At 64.9% G+C, this 21,977-nt stretch carries 21 protein-coding genes; 11 read left to right on the top strand and 10 right to left on the bottom strand.

The genetic code is table 11. From position 1 onward, the window contains the following. Positions 1-159 precede the first annotated feature (159 nt). Both DXK93_RS26340 and DXK93_RS26335 read right to left on the bottom strand, forming a co-directional pair. A complete protein-coding gene (locus tag DXK93_RS26340; protein ID WP_054458252.1) occupies positions 160-411 on the bottom strand; it encodes an accessory factor UbiK family protein in 252 nt (83 codons plus the stop codon). A gap of 181 nt (positions 412-592) precedes the next feature. Continuing rightward, complete coding sequence (locus DXK93_RS26335; RefSeq protein WP_119451624.1) at positions 593-994, bottom strand: DUF5339 family protein; 402 nt, start codon at positions 992-994, stop codon at positions 593-595. 540 nt (positions 995-1,534) lie between these two features. Between DXK93_RS26335 and DXK93_RS26330 the strand changes: the two genes are divergently transcribed. Beyond that, positions 1,535-1,873: a P-II family nitrogen regulator gene (locus tag DXK93_RS26330; RefSeq protein ID WP_054458254.1), complete on the top strand. Its 339-nt coding sequence runs from the start codon at positions 1,535-1,537 to the stop codon at positions 1,871-1,873. Positions 1,874-1,901: 28 nt separating this feature from the next. Beyond that, a complete protein-coding gene (gene amt / locus DXK93_RS26325; RefSeq protein WP_013392915.1) occupies positions 1,902-3,140 on the top strand; it encodes an ammonium transporter in 1,239 nt (412 codons plus the stop codon). Positions 3,141-3,241: 101 nt separating this feature from the next. Here amt and ptsP read toward each other — a convergent pair whose 3' ends face one another. The 6 genes from ptsP to thrS form a co-directional block, all read right to left on the bottom strand. Next, positions 3,242-4,951: a phosphoenolpyruvate--protein phosphotransferase gene (gene ptsP / locus DXK93_RS26320; RefSeq protein ID WP_054458308.1), complete on the bottom strand. Its 1,710-nt coding sequence runs from the start codon at positions 4,949-4,951 to the stop codon at positions 3,242-3,244. A gap of 106 nt (positions 4,952-5,057) precedes the next feature. Continuing rightward, positions 5,058-5,327 (bottom strand): HPr family phosphocarrier protein, encoded by a 270-nt coding sequence (locus tag DXK93_RS26315; protein WP_013392913.1) that lies wholly within the window; start codon positions 5,325-5,327, stop codon positions 5,058-5,060. 109 nt (positions 5,328-5,436) lie between these two features. Beyond that, positions 5,437-5,838: a PTS sugar transporter subunit IIA gene (locus tag DXK93_RS26310; protein ID WP_054458255.1), complete on the bottom strand. Its 402-nt coding sequence runs from the start codon at positions 5,836-5,838 to the stop codon at positions 5,437-5,439. 18 nt (positions 5,839-5,856) lie between these two features. Continuing rightward, on the bottom strand, positions 5,857-6,828 hold the full coding sequence (gshB, locus tag DXK93_RS26305) for a glutathione synthase (protein WP_119451622.1): 972 nt from the start codon (positions 6,826-6,828) through the stop codon (positions 5,857-5,859). A gap of 154 nt (positions 6,829-6,982) precedes the next feature. Continuing rightward, on the bottom strand, positions 6,983-7,534 hold the full coding sequence (infC, locus tag DXK93_RS26300) for a translation initiation factor IF-3 (protein ID WP_080551054.1): 552 nt from the start codon (positions 7,532-7,534) through the stop codon (positions 6,983-6,985). A gap of 20 nt (positions 7,535-7,554) precedes the next feature. Next, positions 7,555-9,507 carry a threonine--tRNA ligase gene (thrS, locus tag DXK93_RS26295; protein WP_054458257.1) on the bottom strand — a complete coding sequence of 651 codons (1,953 nt, stop codon included), beginning with the start codon at positions 9,505-9,507 and terminating at the stop codon, positions 7,555-7,557. A 590-nt stretch (positions 9,508-10,097) separates the two neighbouring features. Here thrS and DXK93_RS26290 point away from each other — a divergent pair. Beyond that, on the top strand, positions 10,098-10,838 hold the full coding sequence (locus tag DXK93_RS26290) for a response regulator transcription factor (RefSeq protein WP_054458258.1): 741 nt from the start codon (positions 10,098-10,100) through the stop codon (positions 10,836-10,838). A gap of 30 nt (positions 10,839-10,868) precedes the next feature. Here DXK93_RS26290 and hemN read toward each other — a convergent pair whose 3' ends face one another. After that, the gene (gene hemN, locus DXK93_RS26285) at positions 10,869-12,299 is read right to left on the bottom strand and encodes an oxygen-independent coproporphyrinogen III oxidase (RefSeq protein ID WP_054458259.1); all 1,431 of its coding nucleotides are present in this window, start codon (positions 12,297-12,299) and stop codon (positions 10,869-10,871) included. Positions 12,300-12,466: 167 nt separating this feature from the next. Between hemN and DXK93_RS26280 the strand changes: the two genes are divergently transcribed. Then, positions 12,467-12,733 (top strand): hypothetical protein, encoded by a 267-nt coding sequence (locus DXK93_RS26280; protein WP_054458311.1) that lies wholly within the window; start codon positions 12,467-12,469, stop codon positions 12,731-12,733. Between the two features lie 7 nt (positions 12,734-12,740). On the opposite strand, the gene DXK93_RS26275 is transcribed toward DXK93_RS26280, so the two are convergent. Further along, positions 12,741-14,234 carry a glycosyltransferase family 39 protein gene (locus DXK93_RS26275; RefSeq protein ID WP_119451621.1) on the bottom strand — a complete coding sequence of 498 codons (1,494 nt, stop codon included), beginning with the start codon at positions 14,232-14,234 and terminating at the stop codon, positions 12,741-12,743. A gap of 291 nt (positions 14,235-14,525) precedes the next feature. On the opposite strand from DXK93_RS26275, the gene DXK93_RS26270 reads away from it, so the two are divergent. From DXK93_RS26270 to DXK93_RS26240, 7 genes are all read left to right on the top strand, one after another. After that, positions 14,526-15,257 carry a FadR/GntR family transcriptional regulator gene (locus DXK93_RS26270; RefSeq protein WP_119451620.1) on the top strand — a complete coding sequence of 244 codons (732 nt, stop codon included), beginning with the start codon at positions 14,526-14,528 and terminating at the stop codon, positions 15,255-15,257. Between the two features lie 140 nt (positions 15,258-15,397). After that, complete coding sequence (locus DXK93_RS26265) at positions 15,398-16,972, top strand: ABC transporter substrate-binding protein (protein ID WP_119451619.1); 1,575 nt, start codon at positions 15,398-15,400, stop codon at positions 16,970-16,972. Positions 16,973-17,074: 102 nt separating this feature from the next. Further along, positions 17,075-18,082, top strand: a complete 1,008-nt coding sequence (locus DXK93_RS26260) for an ABC transporter permease (RefSeq protein ID WP_054458263.1) — start codon at positions 17,075-17,077, stop codon at positions 18,080-18,082. Next, entirely contained in the window at positions 18,079-18,918 is an 840-nt protein-coding gene (locus DXK93_RS26255; protein ID WP_059380519.1) for an ABC transporter permease, read from the top strand. Before DXK93_RS26260 ends, DXK93_RS26255 begins: the two co-directional genes overlap by 4 nt. A gap of 9 nt (positions 18,919-18,927) precedes the next feature. Next, positions 18,928-20,559 carry an ABC transporter ATP-binding protein gene (locus DXK93_RS26250; protein ID WP_119451618.1) on the top strand — a complete coding sequence of 544 codons (1,632 nt, stop codon included), beginning with the start codon at positions 18,928-18,930 and terminating at the stop codon, positions 20,557-20,559. Between the two features lie 39 nt (positions 20,560-20,598). Next, a complete protein-coding gene (locus DXK93_RS26245) occupies positions 20,599-20,889 on the top strand; it encodes a cupin domain-containing protein (RefSeq protein WP_119451617.1) in 291 nt (96 codons plus the stop codon). 17 nt (positions 20,890-20,906) lie between these two features. Continuing rightward, a complete protein-coding gene (locus tag DXK93_RS26240; protein ID WP_119451616.1) occupies positions 20,907-21,971 on the top strand; it encodes a histone deacetylase family protein in 1,065 nt (354 codons plus the stop codon). Positions 21,972-21,977: the final 6 nt, after the last annotated feature.

The raw sequence follows: 21,977 nt of genomic DNA, 5'->3' as shown, positions 1-21,977 counted from the left end.
CGCCAGTATCCGCAAACGCGAGGCCCGCGCGGCGGCGGCCGTGACAGAAGCATCACTCCCGTCAACCACAGATGCGCACGCGGAAATGGAAAACGGCCGCTGATCGCGGCCGTTTCCGGAAAGCATTTCCTGCCGGCCGCGAGATGCGGCCTCCAGCGCTTACTTGTCCAGCGCGGACAAGCGCGACTCCAGCTGCTGCACCTGCGCGGCCAATTGGTCCACCCGGGCTCGGGTGCGCGCCAGCAGGTCGGCCTGGACGTCGAATTCCTCGCGCGTGACGAGATCCAGCTTGGAGAATGCCTGCGTCATCATCGCGCGCACATTGCGCTCCACATCCGCGGCCGGACTGCGGGCGATCAGGTCGGAGATGTTCTTCTGGATGTCTTCCATCCATTGGGTGCGATTGTTCATGACGGCCTCACTGTGTTCTTGATGCCTCAAGTGTAGTGCGTCGGAACGCCGTTTCCGGACTGACCGCGCAAAAAAAGGGCCGCCTCGATCCAAAAAAAGAGGGCGGGCCGCATGCGGTGACCGCCCTTCAAAGCACAGGAGAAAACCGGGCTGCCATGGCGGCAACCCCCTACCAACATCGTTACGGGCAACCCATCTGGCTTGCCGACTGCGTGAACGTATCCGACGACTGCTTGCATTGCGCCGCCAACTGCGTCTTGTCGCTGACCGCGCCCCATTGCGCCCTGGCCGCGTCTAGCTGCTCCTTGATCGCGGCGGCAGCCGGGTTGCCGCTGCCGAGCTTGTCCATGCAGGCATTGATCTTGGCGACGTAGGCCTCGCACTCGGCGGGAACGGACGCTGCAGTGCCTGCCGCCGGAGCAGCCGAGGAAGGCGAAGTCGCGGGTGGAGGCGGCGTCGCGGGAGCCGCAGGTGCGGTGGCGGCCGGCGTGGCGGCCTTTTCTTCACTCTTGTTGCAGCCGGCCAGCGCGGCAAGCGACGCGGCCAAGACCAAAGTGCAGAAAGCCTTGCGGTGGATTTTCATGACTACCCTTTCCCGTTCCTGCTTTCTTTTGGAGATCCGTCGACGCGGAGACTCCGCCTGCGGCCCAGCCTGTTCGGGGACAGGCTTGAACTGTTATCGATTCTTCTGCAGCCGCTCTTCGGCAACAAGCCGACGGGTGTAAACCCTCGTATCACGAGACCGCGCCGGCCGCGCCGATTCCGGCGCTCCTCTGCGTCTCGCCAACGGTCTGCCGATTTGCGCCAAAGGCGCGCCGCATATGGCTCAGCGGGCAGCAGGCGAGTCATCGATGACTCGATAAAAAAGCTGATATGCCAACATAAAACGCAATAAAACGCGCATCAATTTGCTACAAATATCGGACGCCAAACATATTTTGTTGCTTGCCCCAAGGGCTGGCGCTGCGCACCAACTTGAAGCTGACTTGCGGTGCATGAAGCACCAAACCGGTGCAATCAAGCACGCTTTGAGCGCGCCAACCTCCTTCGCTGGGCCATATCCGACATGGCATGGAATTTGCTTGATAGACGAAGCCAACGTGCAACCATGAGAGGAAATGCCATGAAACTCATCATCGCCATCATCAAGCCCTTCAAGCTCGACGAAGTGCGGGTGGCTCTATCCGGGATCGGCGTCCAGGGCCTGACCGTCACTGAAGTAAAGGGATTCGGCCGCCAGAAGGGCCATACCGAGCTGTATCGCGGCGCCGAGTACGCCGTCGATTTCCTGCCCAAGCTGCGTGTCGAGGCCGCCGTGCCCGACCATCTGGTGGATCAGGTCATTGAAGCCATCGAACAGGCGGCCCGCACCGGCAAGATCGGCGACGGCAAGATCTTCGCCGCCCCGCTCGAACAAGTGATCCGCATCAGAACGGGTGAATCCGGCGAAGCTGCGCTGTAAATAAATAAAGACTCAATGGAGCCTGAAAATGGATAAAGCAGATATCTCCTGGTTGCTCGTCTCTACCCTGCTTGTATTGATGATGGCCGTACCCGGTCTGGCGATGTTCTATGGCGGCCTGGTACGCAGCAAGAACGTGCTGTCCGTGTTGCTGCAAGTGCTGTGCACGTTCGTGCTGGGCCTGGTGCTCTGGTTCATCTACGGATATTCCCTTGCCTTCACCGAGGGCAACGCCTTCTTCGGCGGCCTGTCGCGCGCCTTCTTCTCCGGCATGTTCACCCCGTCCGACGGCAAGTACGCCATGTCGAACTCGCTGACCGAACTGCTGTTCGCCTCATTCCAGGCCACGTTCGCCGGCATCACCTGCGCGCTGATCGTGGGCAGCTTCGCCGAACGCGCCCGCTTCTCGGCGGTGCTGGTGTTCACGGTGATCTGGTTCACCTTCGCCTATGTGCCGATCGCACACATGGTCTGGTTCGCGTCCGAAACGGCGCCGGGCCTGCTGAATGCGAAGGGCGCGCTGGACTTTGCCGGCGGCACCGTGGTGCACATCAACGCTGGCGTGGCTGGCCTGGTGGGCGCCTACGTGGTGGGCAAGCGCGTAGGCTACGGCCGCGAAGCCATGCAGCCGCACAACCTGCCGATGACCTTCGTGGGTGCGGCGCTGCTGTGGGTGGGCTGGTTCGGGTTCAATGCAGGCTCCGCCTTGGCCGCCAATGAAAACGCCACGCTGGCCTTCTTCAACACCATGATCGCGACCGCCGGCGCCGTGCTGTCCTGGCTGTTCACCGAATGGGCCGTAAAGGGCAAGCCCTCGATGCTGGGCGCCGCCTCGGGCGCCGTCGCAGGCCTGGTCGGCATCACCCCGGCCGCCGGCCTGGTGGGCCCCGTGGGCGCGCTGGTCATCGGCGTCATCGCCGGCATCGTCTGCGTCTGGGGCGTGAACGGCCTGAAGCGCCTGCTGCGCGCCGACGACGCGCTGGACGTGTTCGGCGTGCATGGCGTGGGCGGCATCGTTGGCGCCCTGTTGACTGGCGTGTTCAATGCGCAGATCCTCGGCGGCCCTGGCCTGGCCGAGCCCGGCATGATCGGCCATCAACTGTGGGTCCAGCTGGAAGGCGTACTGCTGACCATCGTCTGGTCCGGCGTGGTGGCATGGATCGCCTACAAGATCGCCAACGCCCTGTGCGGCATGCGCGTGCCGGAAGATCAGGAGCGCGAAGGCCTGGACGTCACCAGCCACGGCGAATCGGCGTACCACAGCTAAACCTGGACCCCCTCCCCACCGGATGGCATAGGTGGGCGGGGATAAAAAAGGCGCCGGGGCATTCTGCCCCGGCGCCTTTTTTGATGCAGCGGCGAACCGCCTCAGGCCAGGTCCAGCGTGTCCAGATCCACCGGCAAGGCGCGGTTCAGGGCGCTGGCCACCTTCACGCGCAAAGCGTTGGAGTGCGCGCGCCGGACCTCGCGCTTGACGTCCAGCAGTTGCTGAGGGTGCATGGAGAACTCGGTCAGGCCCAAGCCCAGCAGCAGCCGGGTCATGCGCGAATCCCCCGCCATCTCGCCGCACACGGCAACCGGCTTGCCGGCACGCTCACCTGCATTGATGGTGTGCGCGACCAGGCGCAACACCGCGGGATGCAGCGGATCGTACAGGGACGCGACGTCGTGGTCGCCGCGATCGATCGCCAACGTGTACTGGATCAGGTCGTTGGTGCCGATGGACAGGAAGTCCAGCGCCTGCGCAAAGGGTTCGATGGCGATGGCGATGGCGGGCACCTCGACCATGGCGCCCACTTCCATGTGGGGCGCATAGGCCTGGCCGCGCGCGTCCAGTTCGCGCCGCGCCGATTCGATGGCCGCCTTGGTCGCCACCACCTCGTGCATGTGCGCAATCATCGGTATCAGCAGGCGCACGGGCCCGTGCGCCGAGGCCCGCAGGATGGCGCGCAGCTGTGTTGCGAACATCTCCGGGCGCGCCAGGCAATAGCGGATGGCGCGCTGGCCGAGCGCGGGATTGGTGGCCACCGTGGCCTCGCCATCCAGCGTCTTGTCCGAGCCGATGTCCAGCGTGCGGATCGTGACGGGCCGGCCGGCCATCACCTTGACCACCGACGAGTAAGCTTCGTACTGCTCTTCTTCGCCCGGCAGGTCCGGACGCCCCATGAAGAGGAATTCGCTGCGGAACAAGCCGATGCCGTGCGCGCCGGAAGCCAATGCCAGCGCCGCTTCGTCCGGCAGTTCGATGTTGGCGTGCAGCACCACATCAATGCCATCCAGCGTGACCGAGGGCTCGTCGCGCAGCAGGCTCAGTTCGGCGCGCTCGTCGGCATAGGCCGATTGGCGGCGGCGGTATTCCTCGAGAATGCGGCTGGACGGATTGACGATCACCGCGCCGGCTGCGCCGTCGATGATCAGCATGTCGCCGTCGCGGACCAGTTCCCGCACGTTGCCCATGGCGACCACCGCTGGCACGGCCATGCTGCGCGCCACGATGGCGGTATGCGAAGTGGGACCGCCCAGGTCCGTCACGAAGGCGGCAAAGCGGCCGCCCCGCAGGCGCAGCATGTCGGCGGGCGAAATATCGTGGGCCACGACCACCAACGCGTCGTCGCCGCCCATGTGGGACATGTCGGGCAGGATGGCCGAGGTGCCAGCCAGCACATGCAATACCCGTTCGATGACCTGGCGCACGTCGGCCCCGCGCTCGCGCAGGTACTCGTCTTCCATGGCGTCGAACTGCTGGCCCAGGATCTGCCCCTGCGTCGTCAGCGCCCATTCGGCGTTGTAGTGGCGTTCGGCAATCAGCGCCAGGGTCTGCTCGGCCAGCAGCGGGTCGCCCAATAGCAGGCTGTGCACGTTGAGCATGGCGCCGAGCTCGCGCGGCGCGTCGGCCGGCAAGGTATCGGCCAGCTGCAGCAGTTCCTGCTGCGCCGAAGCCAGGGCATCGGTGAGCCGGCTGCTTTCGGCAGGCACGTCCTCGGGCGAGATGCGGTAGTGCGCGACCTCCAGCGCCGCCGCACCCATGACGACCGCGCGGCCGATGGCGTATCCCTTGGCCACGCCTTTGCCGTACAGACACACAACGGGGCTGGCAGAACCAGCCCCGTTGTTGGGTGCGTCATTGAGGGTCGTAGACGAGCCGGCCTGGGCAACGCTCAGGCCGGCCGATTCGGAAGAAATTCTATTCCTGCTCACCGAATTTGCTGTCGAACAATGATTGAATTTCGGAAAGGGCCTGATCGGCGTCATTGCCGGAGGCCTCCAGCTTAACCGTCACGCCCAGCCCGGCCGCCAGCATCATGACGCCCATGATGCTCTTGGCGTTCACGCGCTGCGCGCCGCGCGAGATGAAGATCTCGCTGGAAAACTTGCTGGCCAGCTGCGTCAGCTTGGCAGCCGCCCGGGCATGCAGGCCCAGTTTATTGCTGATGACGATGTCTGTATTAGGCATAGGAAATATTATGGCTGCGGCATGAGGCCGCAGTGTTGATCACAGCAAACCGTCGAACCGTCAATCGGCCTGAATGGATAGCCGACATAATAGGGCAAACTTCCGCCCGTCAGTCTACACGTAAGACGCCCTGAAGCCCGCCAGCCAGCGCCTTCTCGCGGGTTTCGGCCAAGGGCAGATTGCGATAGGTCAGGGCCCGCAGCAGCATCGGGGTATTCAATCCGGCCAGCACGCAGCACTGGATGCCCTGGGCCTGGGCATCGGAGACGGCGCGCTTGGCGATATTGGCGGGCGTGGCGCCGATCAGATCGGTCAGCACCAGCACGCCCGCGCCATGTTCCTGCTCCAGGATGTCCTTCAGGACTTGCGGCGCCAGGTCGTCCGGCCGGTCTTCAGGCTGGATGTCGTGTATGGCCAGCATGCCGTCCAGGTTGCCCATGACGTGGCTGGCGCAATCGCGTATCGCCGCGCCCAGGGGCGCGTGCACGACGATGACTATACCGGTGGTCATGACAGGGATCCTGGCGGGTCAAGCGGCAGCGGCAGGGGTCGCCACGGCCTTTTCCAGCGCCTGGACGAACATGCCGGCAACGTCGAAACCGGTTTGCTCCGCGATTTCCACAAAACAGGTGGGGCTGGTGACGTTGACTTCAGTGACGTAATCGCCAATGACGTCCAGGCCGACCAGCAGCAGACCGCGGGCGGCTAGCTTGGGAGCCACGGCCTCGGCGATCTCGCGGTCGCGCGGGGAAAGTTCCTGGGCCACGCCGCGGCCGCCGGCCGCCAGGTTGCCGCGGGTTTCACCGGCCAGCGGAATACGGGCTAGGGAGTACGGCACCGGCACCCCGCCGATCAGCAGGATGCGCTTGTCGCCCTTGACGATGTCGGGAATGTAGCGCTGCGCCATGATGGTGCGCGCGCCATTGTCCGTCAGCGTTTCCAGGATGGCGTTGAGGTTGGGATCCTTGGGCTGCAGCCGGAACACGCCCGTGCCGCCCATGCCGTCCAGCGGTTTGACGATGACATCGTGATGCTCGTCGTGGAACGCCTTCAGGCGGGCCATGCTGCGGGTCACCAGCGTGGGCGCGGTGAACTCGCTGATTTCGGTGATGGCCAGCTTTTCGGGATGGTTGCGGATCGCCGCGCCGCTGTTGAACACGCGGGCGCCTTGCGCCTCGGCATATTCGAGCAGGTGCGTGGAATAGACGTATTCCATGTCGAACGGCGGATCCTTGCGCATGACCACCGCGCCGAATTCCGCCAGCGGCAGATCCCGGGCGGCAGACTCGCGCCACCAGTCCTGGCCGTGCAGATCGGCGTCCGCGACCAGTTCGATGGGGGTGGCCGCGGTCTTGACCGTGCCCGCCTCGATATAGAGATCGCCCTGCATGGCCACGCTTAGCGTATGGCCGCGCGCCACCAGGGCGCGCATCATGGCGACAGAGCTGTCCTTGTACGCCTTGAGCAGCGGCAAGGGATCCAAAACGAACAATACATGCATCGCGACACCCTGAACGGACACCGCCTTCCCTCGCGGGAAGGCGGCTTTATGACATCGTAGCGCAGAGCCGCCCAATTAGCGAACCCGCCGGCGCCATGGCAGGCGGCAGATCGCACAGGCGGCGTAGCCTCCCTGGGGAGACTACGGCAGGAGCTCAGGCAGCCGACTCAGGCTTGCCCGCAGGCACGGCCTTTTTCTTCGGCGCCAGCACCATGACCATCTGACGGCCTTCGAGCTTCGGCATGGCTTCGACCTGGGCAAGTTCCAACAGATCGTCGCGCACACGTTCAAGCACCCGCATACCGAGTTCCTGGTGGGCCATTTCGCGGCCACGGAAACGCAGCGTCACCTTGGCCTTGTCGCCTTCTTCGAGGAAGCGGCGCAGATTGCGCAGCTTGACCTGGTAGTCGCCCTCGTCGGTGGCCGGACGGAATTTGACTTCCTTGACCTGGATGACCTTCTGCTTGGAACGAGCTTCAGCTTGGCGCTTCTGCTCCTGGTACTTGAATTTGCCGTAGTCCATCAAACGGCAGACCGGCGGTTCGGCGTTCGGCGCGATTTCCACCAGATCCACGTCGCTTTGCTCGGAAAGACGGAAGGCGTCGGCAATCTTGACGATGCCGAGCTGTTCTCCGTCCAGACCTATCAGGCGCACCTCGGGGACGCGGATTTCACCGTTGATGCGATTGGCTTTTTCAGTGGCGATGTTGAAAGCTCCTAGAAATGTTAAGCAGCGCTGCTATCAGGATGAACGACGTCGCGACGGGTGGAAACGTCCTCGGACAAGCGCGCGACGAATTCGTCGTATGCGATGGCTCCGAGGTCCAATCCGCCCAGTCCGCGTACGGCTACAGTGCCGTTTTGCTTTTCCTTGTCGCCGACGACGAGGATGTACGGCACCTTTTGCAGGCTGTGCTCCCGAATTTTACGAGTGATTTTTTCACCGCGCAAATCGGACTCTACTCTAAAGCCTTGTTTTTTCAGGCTTTGCGTGATTTCAGCCGCATAATCGGCCGAAGGTTCGGAAATGCAGCATACGACGGCCTGCACCGGGGCCAGCCAGGGAGGCATGGCGCCGGCGTGGTTTTCGATCAGCATGCCGATGAAACGCTCCAGCGAACCGAGGATCGCGCGGTGCAGCATGACCGGCGGGCGGCGCTGATCGTTCTGGTCCACGTACTCGGCGCCCAGGCGCACGGGCATGGAGAAGTCGACCTGGATCGTGCCGCACTGCCAGTGGCGGCCAATGGCGTCCTTCAGGGTGTATTCCACCTTGGGGCCATAGAACGCGCCCTCTCCCGGCGAGATCTCGAATTCGCAACCCGTGCGGCGCAGGCTCTCCATCAGGGCGGCTTCGGCCGTATCCCAGACTTCGTCCGTGCCGATGCGCTTTTCAGGACGCGTGGCGACCTTGTACAGCACTTCCGTGAAGCCGAAGTCGCGGTAGACCTTCTGCAGCAGCGCGGTGAAGTCGGCGCACTCGTCCTGCAGCTGTTCTTCGGTACAGAAGATGTGGCCGTCGTCCTGCGTGAAGCCGCGCACGCGCATCATGCCGTGCAGCGAGCCCGAGGGCTCGTTGCGGTGGCACTGGCCGAATTCGCCATAGCGCAGCGGCAATTCGCGGTAGGAATGCAGGCCGGCGTTGAAGATCTGCACGTGGCCGGGGCAGTTCATCGGCTTCAGGCCGTAAACGCGGTTCTCGGACTCCGTCGTGAACATGTTTTCACGGTAGTTGTCCCAGTGGCCCGTCTTCTTCCAGAGCGAAATATCGAGGATCTGCGGTGCCTTCACTTCCTGGTAACCGTTGTCGCGGTAGACGGAGCGCATGTATTGCTCCACCTGCTGCCACAGCGCCCAGCCCTTGGGGTGCCAGAAAATCAGACCAGGGGCCTCGTCCTGAAAGTGGAACAGGTCCAATTCGCGGCCGATCTTGCGGTGGTCGCGGCGCTCGGCCTCTTCCAGCATGTGCAGGTAGGCTTCCTGTTCTTCCTTGGTTGCCCAGGCCGTGCCGTAGATGCGCTGGAGCATCTCGTTCTTGCTGTCGCCGCGCCAGTAGGCGCCGGCAACCTTCATGAGCTTGAAGACCTTCAGCTTGCCCGTGGACGGCACGTGGGGGCCGCGGCACAGGTCGATGAAGTCGCCTTCGCGGTACAGGCTGAGCGGCTCGTTCGACGGAATCGAGGCGATGATCTCGGCCTTGTACTTTTCGCCGATGCTCTTGAAGAATTCGACGGCGTCGTCGCGCGACCATTCCTCGCGCGTGACGACCTCGTCCTTCTTGGCGAGTTCGGCCATCTTTTTCTCGATGGCGGCCAGGTCTTCGGGCGTGAACGGGCGCTTGTACGAGAAGTCGTAGTAGAAGCCGTTGTCGATCACCGGACCGATGGTGACCTGCGCATCCGGAAACAGCTCCTTGACGGCATAGGCCAGCAAGTGCGCCGTCGAGTGGCGGATCAGATCCAGGCCGTCGGCGTCCTTGGCGGTGACGATGGCCAGGCGCGCGTCGCCCTCGATGCGGAAGCTGGTGTCGACCAGCCTGGAGTCCGAGCCCTCAAACGTCACGCGGCCGCCCAAGGCGGCCTTCGCCAGGCCCGTACCGATCGATTGCGCCACTTCGGCAACCGTTACCGGCCCCGGATATTGGCGCTGCGAACCATCGGGCAATGTGATCTGTACCATCGGGAGTGCTTCCTGGGGGGTTCTGGGAACTAAACAAACAAATTACGGAAACGAAAAACGCGGCCTGAGAGCCGCGTTCCTTGGATTGTCTTGCTGAGTCCTACCGCTGACCTGACACGGTGAAACCCGACGCACGAAAACTTAACGCGACATAGGGCGAAAGTTCCGGGTCGTAGTTCGTGCCAGCGGGAAAAACATGGTGTCTGGACCTAATGATGCTCGCCGCAGCGGACAGGGATCAAAAACAGCAAACAATGCACTGCGCAACAGAAGCTGTGCTTATCGTCGACGATTGTATCACTATTTACGCCTTTTCCGTGGCTAAAGCGCCACAGCGCTCCCTGGAGCGCGTGCGAGGTGCGCCCGGCCGCGCCATAACTCAAAAACTCATCTGCCGTCGCGGCCTAAATCCCGGCTGTTGCACGTGTGCTTCTCGCATATATGACAGGTCGACGGTGCAACAGTCTGATATTGGCGCGATTCATCTCCCGCGGGCCATGCGAAAACGTAATCTGCCTTCGCAAATTCAGGACACCCGCGACCTGCGCAATCGACCGCCGGCGTTCCCCCATCCTGCATGTGGAGCATCGATGAAAACTGTCTCAGCGCTCACCCTCAAAGCGCCCCCGCACATCAACCCCGAGCCCGCCGAAAGCGGCGACCGCCCGGGCACGCGCCGGCACCTGCTCCTGTCCCGGCCGCCGCCTCTCATCAAGGTGGCGATCCTGGACGACCACCCCGTGGTTGCCGTGGGCGTGGGCGCCTACCTGGAGAGCCGGCCGGGCTTCCGGGTGGTGCACCGGGAGACCTCGGCACGGTCCCTCCTGGAGAAACTTACCCACTCACCCTGCGAAGTCGCCCTGGTCGATTTCTACCTGCCCCTGGAACCCTGGGACGGCGTGAACTATCTGCGGCGCCTGCGCCGCTACCACCCCGGGATGGCGCTCATCACCTTCTCGGCGGGCAGCCGCCAGGAAACTCAGTACGCGGCTTTCCGCGCAGGCGCGAATGGCTACTTCGCCAAGGAATGCGGCATGGTGTTGCTGCCGGAGATGATCCGCGGCGTACTGGCGGGCAAGGAAGAGTTCCTCACGGTGCAGGACGGCAAGATCCGGCCGCAGCAGCCGACGCATCCTCACGCGGCATTGACGACTTCGGAAGTGGAGATACTGCGCCACATCAGCCTAGGGCTGTCCGTCACGCAGATCTCGGCGCGGCTGATGCGCAGCAAGAAAACGATCAGCACCCACAAGCGCCGCGCCATGCGCAAGCTGCAGTTGTCCGACGATTTGTCGCTGGCGCTTTATCTGCGGGAGAAATTCGCCGAATGAGCGCCGCCGGGCTCTGCGCGACGCCGCGGCTCAGATGATCCGCGAGTAGCTGGCCGCGGTGCCCGGCGCCCGCAGGTAGCCGTCGAACGCCATGGCGACGGCTCGCACGAAGTACCAGCCCAGGCCGGTCACCTGCAGTTCGCCGGGGTGCAGGTTGACCAGGCCCAGCTCGGCCAGATTCGCCATCTGCAGCAGTTCCGGGCCAAAGCTGTCGGCGAACCGCAATCCGTGGCGCGCCTCTATCCGGCTGTAGTCCACGCGGCCCTGGCACATGATGTCCATGATGATCTCGCGGCGAACCAGATCATCCGTGCTCAGCGCCAACCCTCTTTCGACGGCGAAGCGCCCTGCTTCGATTGCCGCGTAATACTCGTCCAGGACTTTGGCGTTCTGGCTGTAGGTATTGCCGATGCGGCCGATCGCGGACACGCCCAGCGCGACCAGGTCGCGGTCGGGCTGCGTGCTGTAGCCCTGGAAGTTGCGGTGCAGCTCCCCCTTACGCTTGGCGATCGCCAGCGCATCGGTTTCCAGCGCGAAATGGTCCATGCCGATATAGGCGTAGCCCTGCTTCAGAAAACCATCGATGGCGGCGCTGAGCAGCCCCACCCGCGTCTCCCTGTCGGGCAAGTCGGCCTCGTTGATGCGGCGCTGCGGCTTGAAGCGCGCGGGCAGGTGGGCGTAGGCATACAGCGCGATGCGGTCGGGCCGCAGCGCGATGACCTGAGCGATCGTGCGGGCAAAGGACTCCGTGGTCTGCAGCGGCAGGCCATAGATGAGATCCACGTTGACCGAGGCATAGCCCAACGCCCGGGAGCTCTGCATCAGCGCCCGCACGTCCTCGAACGACTGCATGCGGTGCACCGCGGCCTGCACCCGGGGATCGAAATCCTGCACGCCGAAACTCAGGCGGTTAAAGCCCAGTTCGCGCATATGGGCCAGGCGCTCGGGCGTGGCGGTGCGCGGATCTACCTCGATCGAGATTTCCGCGTCGGGTTCGAAGCGGAAGGCGCGTCGCAGGTTCTCCATCAGACGCGACAATTCCTCGTCGGACAAAAAGGTCGGCGTGCCGCCCCCGAAATGCAACTGCGATACGGGTACGCGCTCGCCCAGTTCGCGCACATGCAGCTCGATCTCGGCCGCCAGGGCGTCCAGATAGCGGGCGGCGCGGTCGTGGTGGCGAGTCACCACCTTGTTACAGGCGCAGTAATAACAGACCGATTCACAGAACGGGATGTGCACGTAGAGCGACAAAGGCTCGGCCGGCGCCGTCGCGCGGCGCTGCTGCAGCGCCTGCCGGTACTCCTGCTCGCCGAAGCCGCCGTGATACCGGTCAGCCGTGGGATACGAGGTATAGCGGGGCCCGTTCTTGTCCAGCCGCGCCAGCAATTGCGGCGGGAACAATGGGCTGGCGGCGGAGGGCTCGCGGGATTCTGTCTGTGACGGGCGTAGGGCGGCTTGCATACCTGGAATTATTCGCCTGTGCCGGCCAGTCCGGGTTGATCTTGCGCAAACGCCAGCGTGTTGCCCCCCGCCAGTCCACCTGCCCACCCAGAGAACACCCCGCGGCGCTGGCGGCCTCGCCCCCGTAAAATGCGCCTGTCACAAAGATGCACAACAAGGAAACCATCATGGGCACTGAACTGGACGGCCGCCTGCTCGCCATGCGCCAGGCGCTGGCGATCGCCATCGCCCTCTCGACCCGCAGCAGCCCCCAGGCCACCGACATGGCGCTGGAACTGCTTAATGACCTGAAGGCAAGCATGGACAACGCTCCTTCGGACAGCCCGTTCGAGAAGCCGGAATGGGTAGCGGGCGCGCACGACGAACTGGACGGCATCGCGCGCCTGGTGCGCGCCTTCACGCAGACGCCTGAACCGGACGACGAGGCGCAATAGCCTGCCCCTAGGGGCGAGGCACGCCAGACGCCGTGCCGCAAAGCCGGGAAGACGGCGTCACACGCCAGTGCAGCCCAGGAAAGTCCTTTCCGACGGCGACAAACCCCGCTCCGGACGTTCTCGGTTCCAGCTCCAGCTCCAATGCGCCGCAAGCCTCGGCCACGTCTTTCGGCACCCAGGGACTGAAACGGAGCTGTCCGTCTATCAGCACCAGCGGCTGTTCCGGCAGCCTCAGGGCCAGCGCGCCGGCCTCGGCCGGCGGCCCCGATATCACCCTGACCGGCCCGCCAAGCGCCGCTTTGGCGGGTTCGTGCACAGCCAGGGCCAGCGCCCGGGAATCGAAATAGCGCCAATCCGACGCCTTGCGCGCAAGCCCCGCCCCGCCCGGCGACGTCAGCCCGACCCGGACCATCAACAGCGCCTGGACCAATGCGAATACCGCCACGGCATCGCGCGGCCGCACGCGCTCCCAGACGCCGCCACGCATCAGTTCCATCATCGCCGGCGCCATGAACAGCAGATAAGGCGTGCCCCAGTGCAGTTGCACATGGGAACCGCTGGCAAGCGTCATGATGCTGACGAACACCAAGGGCGTAAAACCGAACGACAGCAGGATGGCGCGGCCCGCATCGCGCGGCGGCGCGTCTGCCGTCACAGCAGCCACCGCGGCGCGGCGGCGCGCCAACCAGCACAAGACGCCCAGGAACACCCACGCAGGCAGCGCGCGGTTCAGCATCTGATCGCCCCACCACCGCGCCACTTCTGCCGCGCGCTGAACCCAAGGCAGGCCGGCGGCCAGCGATGAAGTCATCGCGTAGTTCAGGGGTTCGAAGCCGTTGTACGCCAGCCACCAGAGATGCGGCGCGAAGACCGCCAGCGCGGTCAACCCCGCAACCTGCAGCCCGAACCGGTGCATGGAGTCGCGCCAGCCGCGCTGGCTCAGCCAGAAGACCAGCACGGCGGCGCCCGTCACCGCGCTTTGGTACTTGGACAGAGCCCCCAGGCCCAGGCACGCGCCCAGCACGATCCACCAACCGATCCGGCGCGTGGCCCAGGCTTTCCAGCACGCGACGGCGCAGCCCACCGCCAGGGGAATCAGCACGATCTCGTGGTTGTAGAAATGCAGACGACCGTTGTAGAAGGTGATGCACAGGCCGGCCAGCAACGCCGCCCGCGCATGGCCGCTGCCGCGCATGCCCCGCAGCCAGCGCCACAACAACGCGAAGGCGCCCAGGATGCAGAGCGCACCGACGATATAGCTCGTCCACGCCGACCAGCCCAGCAATTGCACCGCTGGCCACAGCAGCCAGGTCGGCAGAGGCGGATGCTTGTAATAGCCCCATTCCAGGCTGCGCACCCAGGTCAGTTGCTCGATATTGTCAGTCGGCGGCGCGAGGGCCGCCTTGTCCAGCAGCGTCAACCACGCCAGGGCGAAGACCGCCATGCCCAAGCCTATCCACCAGCCCTCGGGCCGGAACGCCCGCTTCGTCACTTCCTGCACGTCCTACCCCTTCCTGCCGCCGCAGCGCGCTGCCTTGCCACATGCCCGGTATCGGGCGCAACGGAGTATGGGATGGCGTCCGCCCGCAACAGCGGGGCTTCTGTGCGGGATTTGTCTGGAAACTGTAAAGCGCCCGAGACATTCCTAGCTGGCCTGACCACTTCAAAGAAAGAGGTGGAATCCCTGTGATCGTTTTCCCTTGAAATAGAAAATTTCCCTTCTTATTCAAGGATGAGATGCCTATATTTGGTGGCCTGACCACTTGGCTCTCCGTTCCCGCCCCTATCGTCGATGAACACCTTCCAAGCTGCCGCCGTCACCCGCCTGTACCGAGTCATCGCCGACCAGATCGCCGGCCGGATCCGGGCCGGGGAATTCCCCCGCGGCGGGCGCCTGCCTTCTGAGCGGGAGCTGGCCGAACAGCTGCAGGTCAGCCGCGCGTCTATCCGCGAGGCACTGATCGCGCTGGAAATAGAAGGCTATGTCGAGGTGCGCGTGGGCACCGGGGTGTTCGTCACTGCCATCCGGGAAGCCGCCGCTCCCGTGTACGCCGCGCCAGGACAGGACGGCATCGGCCCGTTCGACCTGCTGGAAGCGCGCATGCTGATCGAACCCGAGTGCGCGGGCATGGCCGCGCAGCATGGGTCGCCTGCCCAGATTGCCGCCATCCGCGACGCCCACGAGGGCATGTCGCTGGGCAACTCGCCCGGCCGCCACGACCGCGAATTCCACAACGCCATTGCCGCGGCTTGCGGCAACGCCGCAGTAGCGGCCTCGGTGGCCCATCTGTGGGAATTGACGCAGGCCAGCCCCGTGTACAGCCGCATGGAGGATTACTTCGTCGACACCAAGGTCTGGGCCATCGCCCATGCCGAACACCAGCGCATCCTGACGGCCATACAGGCGCGCGATCCGATCCGCGCGCGCCATGCCATGCATGCGCATCTGCTAGGCATCCTGGCCCGCCTGCGGGAAGACTTTGGCGACGAGAACGGCGCTCCGCAATGGTGCGCGGCACGCTGAAGAGCACCTGTACGAAGCATTGTTGTAGCGGCTCCACCCGTAGTACCCCTGAAAACACAGGTGGCATGAGGTTTGCTTGCCAGTGCACGGCATCCGCGACGCGGACACCTGTCAGACCCTTTCCAGCCCGGAGGCTCGCAGTGAAATCGAAGAAATGGTTCTCCCTAAGCATCGGCGCACTGGTCCTCGCGGCCGCGCTGCCCGCCACGCAAGCCCTGGCGCAGACCAAGGGCGGCACGCTGAACATGATCGTCCAGCCCGAACCGCCGGTGATTGTCACCGCCATCAATCAGCAGGGGCCCACGCAGTTCGTCGCCGGCAAGATCTACGAGAGCCTGCTGACCTACTCCACCGATCTGAAGCCCCAGCCCGGCCTGGCCAAGTCGTGGGACGCCTCGCCCGACGGCCTGTCCTACACCTTCCACCTGCAGGACAACGTCAAGTGGCATGACGGCAAGCCCTTCACGTCCGAGGACGTAGTGTTCTCGCTGGCGGACATGCTGCCCAAGACCCATGCGCGCGCCCGCGTGATCCTGAACAAGTTCGTGGAATCGGTGCAGGCGCCGGACGCGAAGACGGTCGTCGTCAAACTGAAGACGCCCTTCCCGGCCTTCATGCTGATGTTCGAACCGGGCTTTGCGCCCATGATGCCCAAGCACATCTATGCCGGCACCGACTACATGACCAATCCCGCCAACCAGAAGCCGGTCGGCACGGGCCCGTTCATGTTCAAGGAATGGAAACGCGGCGAATACATCAAGCTGACCCGCAACCCCGACTACTGGAAGCCCGGCAAGCCCTATCTGGATGAACTGGTGTTCAACGTCATCCCCGACTCGGCCTCGCGCGCGGTGGCTTTCGAGCGCGGCAGCGTGGACGTGCTGCGCGGCGGCGACGTGGACAACGTCGACATCAAGCGCCTGCGCGCCCTGCCCAAGGTCGAATACACCACGGCCGGCTGGGAGATGTTCTCGCCCCAGGCCTACCTGATCTTCAACATGCGCAAGCCGCCCTTCGACAACCTGAAGGTGCGCCAGGCCGTGATGGCGGCCATCAACCGCAACATGGTGGTCAACAACATCTTCTTCGGACTGGGCAAGGTGTCCACCAGCCCCTTCGTCACCACCGAGATGTTCTATGACAAGAACATGCCGCCGCTGGCGTTCGACATGAAGAAGGCGCGCACACTGATCAAGGAGTCCGGCATCAAGCCCGAGGACTACACGATCCGCCAGCTGAGCTTCCCCTACGGCTCCACCTGGGACCGCCTGGGCGAATACACCAAGCAGGCGCTGGAGCAGCTGGGCTTCAAGGTCAACCTGGAAGCGACCGACGCCGGCGGCTGGGCCAGCCGCACGGGCAACTGGGACTTCGACATGACGACCACCTTCACCTACCAGTACGGCGATCCCGCGCTGGGCGTGCAGCGGCTGTATGTCTCGTCGAACATCGTCAAGGGTTCGCCCTTCGCCAACGTGCAGGGCTACAGCAATCCGGAGACCGACAAGCAATGGGAGGCGGCCGCTTCCGAGGTGGATCCCGCCAAGCGCCAGGAGCTCTACACCAAGCTGCAGACCACGCTGGTCAATGAGATCGCCAACGGCTTCCTGGTGGACATGGAGTTTCCCACGCTCTACCGCGGCAACGTCAAGAATCTGGTCAAGACCGCCATCGGCCTGAACGAGAGCTTCGACGACGTGTACATCGAAAAGTAAGCGCCGCAGGACGCCGCCGCGGCAGGCTTGCCGCGGCGGCGGATGCCGGCCGGACAACGGCTGCCCCAGGCAGGCCGCGCCCGACCAGAGAGGACCCCGAGCATGAAATTCCTGTCTTTCCTCGTTTCCCGCATCGGCAAGGCCCTGGTGGTCGTGCTGGGCGTGGTGATCATCAATTTCTTCCTGATCCGCCTGGCCCCCGGCGACCCCGCCGCCGTGCTGGCGGGCCAGGCCGGCGCGGGCGACGCCGCCTACGTCGAACAATTGCGCGTGGCCTTCGGCCTGGACAAGCCCATCCTGACCCAGCTGATGCTGTACCTGAAGGGCGTGGTGCAACTGGACCTGGGTTTCTCGTACCGCAACCATGTGCCGGTGCTGGACCTGATCCTGGAACGCCTGCCCGCCACCTTCCTGCTGATGTCCTGCGCCTTCGTGTTCTCCATCGTGCTGGGCGTCTTCCTGGGCGTGGTGGCGGCCAAGGCCCGCTACCGCAACAAGCGCCGCTGGATCGACAGCTCCGTCATGACGGGCGCGCTGGTGCTGTACGCCACGCCGCTGTTCTGGCTGTCGCTGATGGGCATCCTGCTGTTCTCGGTGGTGCTGGGCTGGCTGCCGGCCTTCGGCATGGAGACCGTGGGCGCCAACCTGAAGGGCTGGGCGCGCGCGGGCGACATCGCCCAGCACCTGATCCTGCCCACCGTGACGCTGGGCTGCTTCTTCATGGCGGTCTACGTGCGGCTGACCCGCGCCTCCATGCTGGAAGTGATAGGCATGGATTTCGTCAAGACGGCGCGCGCCAAGGGCGTAAGCCCCGGCCGCGTGATCCGCGCCCACGTGCTGCGCAATGCGCTGCTGCCGGTCATCACCTTCGCCGGCATCCAGCTGGGGCAGATGGCGGGCGGCGCGGTGCTGACCGAAACCGTGTTCGCCTGGCCCGGCATCGGCAGGCTGATGTTCGACGCGCTGCTGCAGCGCGACTACCAGTTGCTGCTGGGCATCTTCCTGGTCACCTCCATCATGGTGGTGGTGTTCAACCTGCTGACCGACGTGCTGTACCGACTCATCGATCCGCGCATCGGCGCGGGCGCGCAGCAAGGAGCCGCCGCATGAAGTCATTTGCCCGGCGCTACATGCGCAACTACGGAGCGGTGGCCGGACTGGCCATCATGCTGGTCGTGATCGTCGTGGCCCTGGCCGCGCCGCTGCTGTATGAAGAATCCCCCTGGATGATGGTGGCGGATCCGCTGATTCCGCCGTTCACCAATGCCGACTACCCCTTCGGCACCGACATGCTGGGCCGCGACATCACGGCCGGGCTGGTCTGGGGCGCCCGGGTCTCGCTGATGGTGGGCCTCTTGTCGACCGCCGTGGCGCTGGTCTTCGGCATCGTGGTCGGCTCGGTGGCGGGTTACTGCGGCGGCCGGGTGGACGACGCGCTGATGCGCTTCACCGAGTTCTTCCAGACCATCCCGCAGCTGGCCATGGCCGTGGTGCTGGTGGCGATCCTGAGTCCATCCGTCTATTCCATCATGGGGGCCATCGCGGTGGTGTCGTGGCCGCCGGCCGCGCGGCTGGTGCGCTCGGAGTTCATGACGCTCAAGCAGCGCGAGTTCGTGCAGGCCGCCATTGTCATCGGGCAGACGCCGGCCCGCATCGTCGGCACGCAGATCCTGCCCAACGCCATGTCGCCCATCATCGTGTCGGCGTCGTTCATGGTCGCCACCGCGATCCTGACGGAATCGTCGCTGTCCTTCCTGGGACTGGGCGACCGCAACCTGATGAGCTGGGGCTTCATGATCGGCGCGGCCCGCACCATGATCCGCGAAGCCTGGTGGATGAGCGTCTGGCCCGGCGTGGCGATCCTGCTGACCGTACTGGCCATCAACCTGATCGGCGAAGGCCTGAACGATGCCCTCAACCCGCAGCTGCGCAAGCGCGGCGAATAGGAGGACGGCATGAACGCTTCCACTCCTTTGCTATCCATCCAGAACCTGAGCATCGCCCTGCCCAAAGGCGGCGACCGCCCTTATGCCGTGCAGGACGTGTCGTACGACATCCGCGCCGGCGAGATCCTCTGCATCGTCGGCGAATCGGGCTCGGGCAAGTCCATGAGCGCCAACGCCATCATGGGCCTGCTACCCGACTACCTGACGCCGCAGCAGGGCCGCATCCTGTTCCGCGGCCAGGACCTGCTGCGGCAGGACGAAGCCACGCTGCAAGCCATGCGCGGCAAGGACATGGCGATGATCTTCCAGGAGCCCCTGTCGGCGCTCAACCCGCTGATGACGGTAGGCGAGCAGATCAGCGAAGTCATGCGCGTGCATAACGCGTATCCGGGCGCGCAGCGCATGGCCCGCACGCTGGAGCTGCTGGCCTTCGTAGGGCTGCCCGACCCCGCCACGCTTTACCACGTCTACCCATTCCGCCTGTCGGGCGGACAGCGCCAGCGCGTGATGATCGCCATGGCCCTGGCGCTGGAGCCTGCACTCCTGATCGCCGACGAACCGACCACCGCGCTGGACGTCACCACCCAGGCGCAGATCCTGGCGCTGATCGCCCGCATCCAGAAAGAGAAAGGCATGGGCGTGATGTTCGTCACCCATGACTTCGGCGTGGTGGCCGAAATCGCGCACCGGGTCGCCGTGATGGAAAAAGGCGTCCTGGTCGAACAGGGGCCGGCGGACGAAGTGCTGAACCGGCCCCGCCACCCCTACACGCAACGCCTGATCGCGGCCGTGCCGCACCGCCGTGGCGCCGAGCGCGAGTCCGCCGCGCACGACCAGCCCGTGCTGGACGTGCGCGACTTGAAGAAGACCTACGTGGTGGGCCGCGGCTGGCTGGGCGGCAAACGCGAGGTTCACGCGGTCGACGGCGTCAGCTTCAGCGTGCGGCGCGGCGAGACGCTGGGCATCGTGGGCGAATCGGGCTCGGGCAAGTCCACCATCGGCAAATGCCTGCTCAAGCTGGTGGGCATCAACGGCGGGCAGTTGATCTTCAACGGCCAGGACATCGCCGCCATGCCGGAATCGCGCTTCCGGCCGCTGCGCCACGACATCCAGATGATCTTCCAGGATCCGTTCGCCTCGCTCAACCCGCGCCATACCGTGGGCCGCATCATCAGCGACGGCCCCGTCGCCAACGGCGTGCCGCGCGCCCAGGCCGAAGCGCGGGTGCGCGAGCTGCTGTCGCTGGTCGGGCTGGACCCGTCGGCCTTCGATCGCTATCCCAACCAGTTTTCGGGCGGACAGCGCCAGCGCATCGGCATCGCGCGCGCGCTGGCGCTGGAGCCCAAGGTGCTGGTGGCCGACGAATCAGTCTCGGCGCTGGACGTCTCGGTTCAGGCGCAAGTACTGCAGCTATTGCACGATTTGCAGCAACGCCTGAAGATCGCACTGGTCTTCATCACCCACGATTTGCGCGTGGCGGCCCAGATCTGCAATTCCGTGCTGGTCATGCATCGCGGCAAGGTGGTCGAGTACGGCTCGCCCGCGCAGATCTTCGACAACCCGCAACACGCCTATACGCGGCAGCTGATCGCCGCGGTCCCCGGCCAGCACTGGGACCCGACCAAGGCGCAAGCGGCCTGAAGCGCACAAGAATATTCATACTTCCAAGGAGAACGCCCCATGCAACGCCCCGCCGCCATACCGACCGTGCAGATCGACAATGACATGGTCACCGTCACCGAATGGCGCTTCCCGCCCGGCGGCGAAACGGGATGGCACCGCCATGGAATGAACTACGTGGTGGTCCCGCAGACCACCGGCCCGCTCTTGCTGGACACGCCCGACGGCGAAATCACCAGCCAGCTCACCACCGGCGTGGCCTACTACCGGACCGTGGGTGTAGAGCACAACGTGATCAATCCCGGCGACACGGAGTTCGTGTTCGTCGAAATCGAACTCAAGCACGCATAACGCCAGCGAGGGCAGCCATGAAGGCGTTTTTCTCGGAAGAGCAGCTGCTGCATACGCCGCGGCAGTTCATGCGGCTTGGGCGCATCAGCGCGCCCACCGATCTGCCGGCACGGGCGGAAAGCCTGCAAGGCGCGCTGGCCGCGCGCGGCATCCGCGTCCAAGCGCCGGCTGACTACGGCCGCAAGCCGCTGCAGGACATCCACAGCCCGGACTACCTGGACTATCTGGAATCGGCCTATGCGCGCTGGCAGGCCCTGCGCTCGCCTGGCGTGGATCCGGGCCCCGAAGTGCTGCCCAATCTTTCGCCGTACTACAACGGCCGCATCGAGCTGGCTGGCCGCGGCCCCTGCCCGTCGCCCTCCATCGTGGCCCAGACCGGCTACTACCTGAGCGATCTATCGTGTCCCATCGGGCCGCAGACCTGGCGCTCGGCGCTGCGCTCCACGCATAGCGCGGTGGCCGCCGCCGACCACGTCGCCAGCGCCGGGGGCATGGCCTATGCCTTGTGCCGGCCCTCGGGCCACCATGCCCACCGCGACCGCGCGGGCGGCTTCTGTTATCTGAACAGCAGCGCGGCCGCGGCCAGCCGGTTGCTTCAGACCTGGTCCAAGGTGGCGGTGCTGGACGTCGACGCCCACCATGGCGATGGCACGCAGAACATTTTTTATCAGCGCGGCGACGTCATGACGGTATCCCTGCACGCCGACCCCGCCGGCTACTACCCCTTCTATACCGGCTATGCGCATGAGCGCGGCTACGGCGCGGGTGAAGGGTGCAACCTGAACCTGCCGCTGCCGCACGGTTCGGGCAACGACACCTTCCTGCAGGCACTGGATACGGCGCTCGCCGCCCTGACCGGCTACGCGCCGCAGGCGCTGGTGCTGGCCCTGGGCTTTGATACCTACAAGGACGATCCCATCAGCGTGCTCAAGCTCGACATCGATGCCTACCGCGACATCGGCGCGCGCGTCGCCAGCCTGGGACTGCCCACCGTGATCGTGCAGGAAGGCGGCTACATGGTCGAGGCCATCGGCCCGGCTCTGGACGCGTTCCTGCAGGGCGCGGGCCAGGCGGCAGCCTGAGTCCTC

The organism is Achromobacter sp. K91 (assembly GCF_003576205.1).
Taxonomy (GTDB): Bacteria; Pseudomonadota; Gammaproteobacteria; order Burkholderiales; family Burkholderiaceae_B; genus Achromobacter; species Achromobacter aegrifaciens.
This window is presented reverse-complemented; position numbering and strand designations above follow the sequence as displayed.